The following is a 1054-nucleotide window of genomic DNA, read 5'->3' as shown; positions in this document are numbered from 1 at the left end:
CGACGCGATCCCGATGCCTACCTCACCGCCCTCGAACGCCAAGCCCAACAGTTAGATTTGCCAGCCTAGTTTTTTTCCACGTCACCGCGCGGCAGGCGAAGAAACGCCACAGCGTGCCCAATCCGACCGAGACGCTGCGCTCGGTACGCAGGCGTTCCTGCATCTCGGCAAGCGTGATGTCGCTGCGCGGTCCTTCGGTTCGTCCTTCTCTTCGGTGAGGGCAAGCAGAAAGGCTTCATGCACGTCGAGCTTGGAGCCGGGTGGACGGCCCTGACGCTGAGCCCGCGTCTCTCCTGTCATCGTCGCATGCGCGGCCCAGCGGATCACCGTAGCGATACCGACTTGATAACGCAGGGCCGCGGCCCGGCGGGACAGACCTGCTCCCACTGCGTCCAGGACGCGAACACGCAGGTCGTGACTGTAGGCACGGGCCATGGCGGTCTCCCTGACAAACCTTCAAGGATCAACGCTCACCTCGCCGCAACGACTTAGGGATCGTGGAAAACGCTCTAGTAGAACGATTTTGGCACCCACAATGTGCTCGAGGAAAAGGGCGCGATCTTCGGCGACGCCTGTCAGTCGCGCCTGGTTGGCCTCATTGAGGAGCGCACAGACTCGCACGTCACCTCATGCCCCGGGGGGCTCGTCATCGTCAATCCGTTGGATACATACCGGCTGCCAGGGGCCCTCCACCTCCAGGAATGCCAAGTTTAGCAGCTTCAGAGTCGTATAGAACGAATATATGTGCGTCCATGATGCATAAGTCATGGTTTCGAATAGATCGCAAACTTTGATTTGCATCAATGTGCACCGTTAAGATATGCTCTATTCGGAGCCACAGTTTTAGAGCTGAACGCTGGGTTGGGGGCTTGGCAGCGAGAGTTCGATCCTCCGGCCAAGTATATTGTTCTCCGTCTTGAAGGGATCAATTCGGGCTGCAGATTGGCCGAAGCACGGCGAGTCCGCGGTGAGGAGTACCCCATCTACACTGAGGCGGCCTGCTGGCGGTTCGGGAGGGTGGGTCGGTAAGGGTGCGCGTTACACGAAGAGGAAG

At 59.3% G+C, this 1054-nt stretch carries 1 protein-coding gene; it reads right to left on the bottom strand.

The features are described from left to right. Positions 1 to 81: 81 nt before the first annotated feature. A complete protein-coding gene (locus AC6EUL_RS22845; RefSeq protein WP_499872900.1) occupies positions 82 to 435 on the bottom strand; it encodes an IS630 transposase-related protein in 354 nt (117 codons plus the stop codon). Positions 436 to 1054: the final 619 nt, after the last annotated feature.

This window comes from Methylobacterium sp. 001424705 (assembly GCF_059816145.1).
This window is presented reverse-complemented; position numbering and strand designations above follow the sequence as displayed.

Excerpts from the sequence above, each read along its gene's own strand:
- AC6EUL_RS22845 (WP_499872900.1), bottom strand. The coding sequence starts at position 435 with ATGGCCCGTGCCTACAGTCACGACCTGCGTGTTCGCGTCCTGGACGCA.